The following is a 6,334-nucleotide window of genomic DNA, read 5'->3' on the forward strand; positions in this document are numbered from 1 at the left end:
ATCCCCGAGCGCCTGGAGTTCTACCCCCCCGACACCGGGCGCTTCCCCGCCCTGGCCGCCGCCTACGAGGCCGGGCGCCGGGGCGGGCTGGCCCCGGTGGTGCTCAACGCCGCCGACGAGGTGGCGGTGGAGGCCTTCCTCAAGGGCCAGATCGGCTACTTAGACATCCCGCGGGTGCTCGAGGCGGCGCTCGAGGCGGTCCCCCAGGGCGGGCTGAGCTGGGAGAGCATCGAGCACGCCGACCTCGAGGCGCGCGTCCGCAGCCGGGAGCTGCTGAAGGTGAAGGTCTAGAGAATGGCACTGTTGTGGTTTTTGCTCATCATCGGCGTCAGCATCCTGGTCCACGAGCTGGGCCACTACTGGGCGGCCAGGGCCCAGGGCGTGGGGGTCAAGAACTTCGCGCTGGGCTTCGGCCCCACCCTGCTCAAGTTCGACTGGCGCGGCACGACCTGGCGGCTCAACGCCATCCCCCTGGGCGGTTACGCCGAGATCGAGGGCATGATGCCCGGGGATGCCCATGGGTACTCGAGGCTCTCGACCTGGGGCAAATTCCTCATCCTGGTGGGCGGCGTGGTGATGAACCTGCTGCTGGCCTGGCTGCTGCTGGCGACCCTCGCCAGCGTGCGGGGCCTGCCCGAGGCGGTGCCCGGCCAGGCCCAGGTCGCCGCCGTGGTCGAGGGCAGCCGCGCCGAAGCGATCGGGCTGAAGGCGGGCGACGTGATCGTGGCCCTCAACGGCCAGCCGCTGAAGAGCTGGGAGGAGGTGCGCAACTTCCGGGAAGGCGCGGGCGAGAAGCGCTTCACCGTGCGACGCGGCGGGGAAACGGTGGAGATCCGCTTCGACTGGCCGGGCGGCGAGGGCACTTTGGGCATCCGCTACGGGCCCATCATCCGCTACACCAAGCTCCCGTTCTTCCAGGCCTTTTTCCGCTCCATCGCCGACACCGTGACGGCGGCGCCGGCGGCCTTCCGGGCCATCGTCACCGGGCTGGTGGGGACGGTGGCGGGCCAGTCCAACACCGGCCTTTCGGGGCCGGTGGGCATCGTCTCGGTGACCGGGCAGGCCGCCCAGCAGGGGGTGTACACCCTGGCGCTGCTGATGATCCAGATCAACCTCTCGCTGGCGATCTTCAACCTGCTGCCCATCCCCGGCCTCGACGGCGGGCGCATCCTGATCCTGCTCGCCAACGTGATCGCCCGCGGCCGCATCACGCCCGAGCACGAGGCGAGGCTGAGCTACGGCGGCTTCGTGTTCATGCTGCTGCTGCTGGTGCTCGTCACCATCAACGACCTGCGCAACCTCGGGGGCGGGAGCTAGCGGGGGATCCGATGGCTGCGACCACGGTGCTCATCCCCGCCTACAACGAGCAAGACCACGTCGCCGCCGTGGTCAGGGCGGCGCTCGAGGCCGGCTTCCCAGTCATCGTCGCCGACGACGGCTCGGCCGACGCCACCGCGCAGGTGGCCGAGGCCGCCGGGGCCAAGGTGGTGCGCTTGCCGCAGAACCGGGGCAAGGGCGGGGCGGTGGCCTACGGCCTGCGCCACGTCGAGACCCCGCTGGTGATGCTGCTCGACGCCGACCTCACCGGCCTGACCCCCCGGCACCTCGAGGCCCTGTTGGCCCCGGTGCGCGACGGCGAGGCCGAAATGAGCATCGGCATCTTCAAGGGCGGGCGGCTGCAGACCGACCTCGCCCAGCGCATCACCCCCTACCTCTCGGGCCAGCGGGCCTTCCGCACCGAGCTGCTGCGGCAGGTGCAGGGGCTGGAGGGGGCCCGCTACGGCATCGAGATGGTGCTCACCCAGCACGCCGCCGAGCACAAGTGGCGGGTGAAGTACGTGCCGCTGGTGGGGATGGGCCAGGTGATGAAGGAGGAGAAGCGCGGCTTCTGGGGCGGGGTGGCCCACCGGCTGCAGATGTACCGCGAGATCCTGCGCTCCTGGCGCCGGCGCAGGGTCAGCTAGCCTTCCCGGCTTCCTCGAGCAGGCCCCGCTCGAGCTGGCTCAGCACGTACCCGAAGCGGTGCGGCTCGTTGAGGTGCAGGCCGAGCGCCGCCTTGCGGGTAGCGGCAACGGCGGGCCGGGGGTCGTCCTTCCGGGTGATGGCCTCGCGGAGCTGGGCCAGCGCCTTGCGGGCTTCGCGCACCTCGATCCCCGCCCCGTGGATGTGGGTGCCGGGCCCGGCCGGGTGGCGGTGGGAAAGCAGGCGCTCGAGTTCGTCCAGCAGTTCCAGGCTGCTCTGGGCCATAGTCCCCTCCTCGCGGTTCATCTCTAGGGTAGACCCCCTCGAGCACGCTGGCAAGGCGGGGCCAGAGGGGCGAACGGTACTTTTTTCACCACGCAGGGCGGTAACATGGAGGGGATATGAAGCGGCTACCGTGGGTTGCATTGCGTCATGGCGAAGAGGTGACAGCGTGAACGACCGGCTTCTCGAGCGTGCCGTGCAGGGCGAAACCTTGAACGCCCAGGAGATCGAATCGCTATACCACTTCCCCCTGCCCGAGCTCGCGGCGGCGGCCCACGAGGCCCGGCTGCGCCGGGCCCGCCCCGACCTCGTCACCTACCTCATCGACCGCAACATCAACTACACCAACGTCTGCAACGTCGCCTGCAACTTCTGCGCCTTCTACCGCACCGACCGCCAGAAGGACGCCTACGTGCTGAGCTTCGAGGAGATCGCTCACAAGGTCGAGGAGCTCATGAGCATCGGCGGGCGGCGCATCCTGATGCAGGGCGGGGTCAACCCCAAGCTGCCCTACGCCTGGTACCTCGATCTGCTGCGCTACCTCAAGGGCCACTACCCCGAGGTCCGCATCGACGCCTTCAGCCCCGAGGAGATCCTGGGGCTCGAGAAGATCACCGGGCGCAAGGCCCCTGAGCTGCTGGCCGAGCTCAAGGAAGCCGGGCTCGACGGGCTGCCCGGCGCCGGCGGCGAAATCCTGGTGGACGAGGTGCGGGCCAAGGCCGCGCCCGCCCGCATCAAGGCCGAGGACTGGTTCCGCATCCAGGACGCGGCCCAGCGCCTAGGGCTCTACACCATCGCCACCATGGTCATCGGCTTCGGCGAGACCTACGCCCAGCGCGCCGAGCACCTCATCAAGATCTGGGCCCAGCAGGAAAAAGCCCAGCGCGAGCACGGCCACGGCTACGCCGCCTTCGCCATGTGGACCCTGCAGACCGAGAACACCCGGCTCAAGGGCAAGGCCCCCGGCGCCAGCGCCCACGAGTACCTCCAGCAGCTCGCCGTCGCCCGCCTGGCGCTCAATAACATCCCCAACCTGCAGGCGAGCTGGCCCAGCATGGGCTTCAAGGTCGCCCAGACCGCGCTCTACTACGGCGCCAACGACTTCGGAAGCACCATGCTCGAGGAGAACGTGGTCAGCGTGGCCGCCGGCCACAACCGCACCCACGCCACCGTGCGCCAGATCGTGCGCCACATCGCCGACGCGGGCTTCACCCCCGCCGAGCGCGACCCCTACTACAACATCCTGCGCTACCCCGACGTCGAGGCCGTGCTGAGCGAGCGCGACCCCGAGCCGCTGCCGATGGCCTGACCCCCTGGCGCTTAGCCATAACAAGGAATGGCCGGGGAATCCCCGGCCATTCCGCGTTGGATGCAGCCTAGTTCCGGAACACCACGTCCTCGCGCAGGAAGTTGCGCACCGCCAGCGCCAGCGCCAGCACCGCGAAGACCAGCGTGGTGGCCCAGGTCAGGCTGATCTGCCAGCCCTGGGCCGAGCCCTTGACGATGCCGTCGAGCAGCAGCATGACGTTGAAGGCGGGCAGGGCGTAGTACCACTGCTGCTGGGTGAGGAAGTCGGAGAACTGCAGGGCGATGAGCGGCAGGATGAAGACGAACTGGAGGGGGGCCATGTAGCTCTGGGCCTCCTTGAAGCTGCGGGCGTACAGGCCCAGCGTGAGCTGCACCGAGACCATCATGGCCGCGAAGAGGACGGCGGTGACGAGCAGGGCGAGGTAGCCGCTGGGCTCGAGCGCGAGCGCCCCGCCGAGCTGGGTGCCCCCGCCCTGCATGGCCTCGAGCTGCCGCGCGAAGAAGCTGCGCACCACCGTCCCGCCCAGCACGATGCCCGCCACCGAGGCCAGCGCCGCCGCCAGCGCCACCACCAGCGTCGCTAGGGCCTTGCCCAGCACCACCTGCGACAGGGGGGCGGGGGTCGCGAGCAGGGCCTCGAGCGTCCCCTTCTCCTTCTCCCCCGCCGTGGTGTCGATGGCCACCACCTGCCCGCCGATGAGGATGAACAGCACCAGGAAGTAGGGGATGAAGAAGGCGAACAGGCCGGCCGAGCGCTCCTGCTTGGGCGAGGCGTCTTGGGTGGTGACCTGGAAGGGCTCGAGCACCGCGGGCGAAATGCCCCGGCTCTGCAGGGTGCGGGCCACCTCCTGGTCCTTGAGCGCCCGCAGGGCCCCCTCGACCTTATCCACCACCACGCTGCTCTGGGTCACGCCCCCCGAGAGCCGGCCATAGATCACGTATCGGCCCTCCTGGTAATCCACGGCGGCCTGGACCACCTTCTCGCGCACCCGGGTCTCGGGGTCGTCCACGGGGACCGGGTCGAGCTTGGCGGCGCGCAGGGCCTGCAGGGCGGCCTCGGGCAGGTTCTGCACCCCCACCGGCTGCACCTGCTCCACGGTCTTGCGCGCGGCGTTGCCCAGCAGCAGGCTGGGGCCGTACATCAGCAGGGGCATGAGCAAAATGGGCAGGATCAGGGTGCTGAAGATCACCCGGCGCTCGCGCAGCACCGAGAGCATCTCCTTGCGGAAAATACGCGTCACGTTGTCCATGGGTTGCCTCGATTCTCCGGCGGCTCAGGCCGCGACTTCCTCCAGGCGGCGGATGAAGGCGCGCTCGAGGCTGCCCCCGCCGTGGCTCATGGCCTCGCCGGCGGGCCCTTCGTAGACGAGCTTGCCCCCGTAGAGGAAGCCCACCCGGTCGCAGACCTCCTCGGCCTCGCTCATGACGTGGGTGGAGTAGATCAGGCTCTTGCCCAGCGAGCGGTACTGCTTCACGAAGTCCAGCAGCGAGCGGCGGGCGAAGACGTCGAGCCCGGCGGTGGCCTCGTCGAGGAGGAGCACGGGCGGCTGGTGCAGGATGGAGCGGGCGATAACCACCTTCTGCCGCATGCCCGTAGACATCTCGCGCACCAGCTTGTCCAGTACGCCGTCCATCTCGAGCAAGCCCGCCACCCACTCCAACCGTTCGCGGAACAATCGGCCCTCCACCCCGTAGAAACCCGCGAAGAACTCCAGCACCTCCCGGCCCGTCAGCCGCTCGTACACCTGCATCCCGCCGTTGACGATGCCCAGGTTGCGGCGCACCTCGAGCGGCTGCTTGCGGATGTCGTGCCCCGCGACCGTGGCGGTGCCGCTGCTGGGGGCGAGGAGGGTAGCCAGCATGCGCAAGGTGGTGGTCTTGCCCGCCCCGTTGGGGCCGAGGAGGCCGTAAACCTCGCCGTGGTCCACCCTGAAGCTGAGGCTCTCCACGGCCTTGAAATCCTTGTAATTCTTGCTCAACCCCGTCGCTTCGACCATGCATCCACTCCTCTGCCTCATCCCTTGACCTGCTGCCGGAGCTGATCGCCCTGGCGGCGCAGGTCGTCGAGTTGCTTCCAGTGCTGCTCCAGCGCCGCCCTACCCGCGTCGGTGAGGCCTATTTGGGTGTTGGGGAGCTTTCCGACGAACTGCTTGGTGATCCGCACGTAACCCGCTTCCTCGAGCCTGGACAGGTGCGAGGAGAGGTTGCCCTTGGTGAGGCCGGTGGCCCGCTGGAGGAAGACGAAGTCGGCGCTTTCGCACGCGCCGAGCACGGTCATGATCATCAGGCGGGCCGGCTCGTGCAGCAGGCGGGTGGACTCGGGGTCAAAGCGCAGTTCCATCGTCGTCCTTCACCGGCGGCAGGATGCGGGTGAGCTCGAGGTGGTCGAGCATCCCGCACGCGGCATACCCCAGGCCCAGCACGCCCAGGAACAGGCTCATCATCCAGTCCGGGCTCACGCCCAGCAGGGGCAGCGGGGCGAGCAGGGCCAGGGCCAGCGCGAGCAGCCGCCAGTGACGCCGCCCTCCCCCGGTGGCGCGCTCGTAGAGCCAGACCGCGCCCGCCCAGACTAAGCCGCTGACGAAGACGGGGGGCTCGAGGCGGGCGTCGAGCACCAGCAGCAGGGCCAGCAGCGGGACGAAGAGCACCAGCCAGGCGTCCAGCCGGCGGTTGGTCGCCGGGTTGCGCACCACGCCGTAGACGGAGCGGTAGTACCCCGCCGCGATGACGCAGGAGAACAGCACCGTGGCCACCACCACCCCCAGGAGGATGACCCCCACCC

General features: G+C 69.4%; 8 protein-coding genes and 1 pseudogene. 4 read left to right on the plus strand and 5 right to left on the minus strand.

The window, feature by feature from the left end; all coding sequences use genetic code 11:
- From Mterra_RS17800 to Mterra_RS17810, 3 genes and pseudogenes are all read left to right on the plus strand, one after another.
- Window positions 1-291: pseudogene (locus Mterra_RS17800) on the plus strand (1-deoxy-D-xylulose-5-phosphate reductoisomerase); the annotation flags it as partial.
- Between the two features lie 3 nt (window positions 292-294).
- Window positions 295-1,317, plus strand: a complete 1,023-nt coding sequence (locus tag Mterra_RS17805) for a M50 family metallopeptidase (protein WP_119316370.1) — start codon at window positions 295-297, stop codon at window positions 1,315-1,317.
- Between the two features lie 11 nt (window positions 1,318-1,328).
- Entirely contained in the window at window positions 1,329-1,964 is a 636-nt protein-coding gene (locus Mterra_RS17810; RefSeq protein ID WP_119316371.1) for a glycosyltransferase family 2 protein, read from the plus strand.
- Here the strand turns inward: Mterra_RS17810 and Mterra_RS17815 are convergent.
- Window positions 1,957-2,247 carry a hypothetical protein gene (locus tag Mterra_RS17815; RefSeq protein ID WP_147372919.1) on the minus strand — a complete coding sequence of 97 codons (291 nt, stop codon included), beginning with the start codon at window positions 2,245-2,247 and terminating at the stop codon, window positions 1,957-1,959. The genes Mterra_RS17810 and Mterra_RS17815 overlap by 8 nt on opposite strands.
- A 166-nt stretch (window positions 2,248-2,413) precedes the next feature.
- On the opposite strand from Mterra_RS17815, the gene mqnC reads away from it, so the two are divergent.
- Complete coding sequence (mqnC, locus tag Mterra_RS17820) at window positions 2,414-3,553, plus strand: cyclic dehypoxanthinyl futalosine synthase (protein ID WP_119316373.1); 1,140 nt, start codon at window positions 2,414-2,416, stop codon at window positions 3,551-3,553.
- 67 nt (window positions 3,554-3,620) lie between these two features.
- On the opposite strand, the gene Mterra_RS17825 is transcribed toward mqnC, so the two are convergent.
- The 4 genes from Mterra_RS17825 to Mterra_RS22540 form a co-directional block, all read right to left on the minus strand.
- On the minus strand, window positions 3,621-4,802 hold the full coding sequence (locus tag Mterra_RS17825) for an ABC transporter permease (protein WP_119316374.1): 1,182 nt from the start codon (window positions 4,800-4,802) through the stop codon (window positions 3,621-3,623).
- A gap of 24 nt (window positions 4,803-4,826) precedes the next feature.
- Window positions 4,827-5,549: an ATP-binding cassette domain-containing protein gene (locus Mterra_RS17830; protein WP_119316375.1), complete on the minus strand. Its 723-nt coding sequence runs from the start codon at window positions 5,547-5,549 to the stop codon at window positions 4,827-4,829.
- A gap of 17 nt (window positions 5,550-5,566) precedes the next feature.
- Window positions 5,567-5,893, minus strand: coding sequence for a winged helix-turn-helix domain-containing protein (locus Mterra_RS17835; protein WP_119316376.1), 327 nt, complete (start codon window positions 5,891-5,893; stop codon window positions 5,567-5,569).
- The coding region (locus Mterra_RS22540; protein ID WP_170159727.1) for a hypothetical protein at window positions 5,877-6,334 on the minus strand (458 nt) is incomplete at its 5' end. The genes Mterra_RS22540 and Mterra_RS17835, both read right to left, overlap by 17 nt.

This window comes from Calidithermus terrae (assembly GCF_003574345.1).
GTDB lineage: Bacteria > Deinococcota > Deinococci > Deinococcales > Thermaceae > Calidithermus > Calidithermus chliarophilus.

Coding starts and splice junctions, on each gene's coding strand:
- Mterra_RS17805 (WP_119316370.1), top strand. CDS start 295: ATGGCACTGTTGTGGTTTTTGCTCATCATCGGCGTCAGCATCCTGGTC.
- Mterra_RS17810 (WP_119316371.1), top strand. CDS start 1,329: ATGGCTGCGACCACGGTGCTCATCCCCGCCTACAACGAGCAAGACCAC.
- Mterra_RS17815 (WP_147372919.1), bottom strand. CDS start 2,247: ATGGCCCAGAGCAGCCTGGAACTGCTGGACGAACTCGAGCGCCTGCTT.
- Mterra_RS17825 (WP_119316374.1), bottom strand. CDS start 4,802: ATGGACAACGTGACGCGTATTTTCCGCAAGGAGATGCTCTCGGTGCTG.
- Mterra_RS17830 (WP_119316375.1), bottom strand. CDS start 5,549: ATGGTCGAAGCGACGGGGTTGAGCAAGAATTACAAGGATTTCAAGGCC.
- Mterra_RS17835 (WP_119316376.1), bottom strand. CDS start 5,893: ATGGAACTGCGCTTTGACCCCGAGTCCACCCGCCTGCTGCACGAGCCG.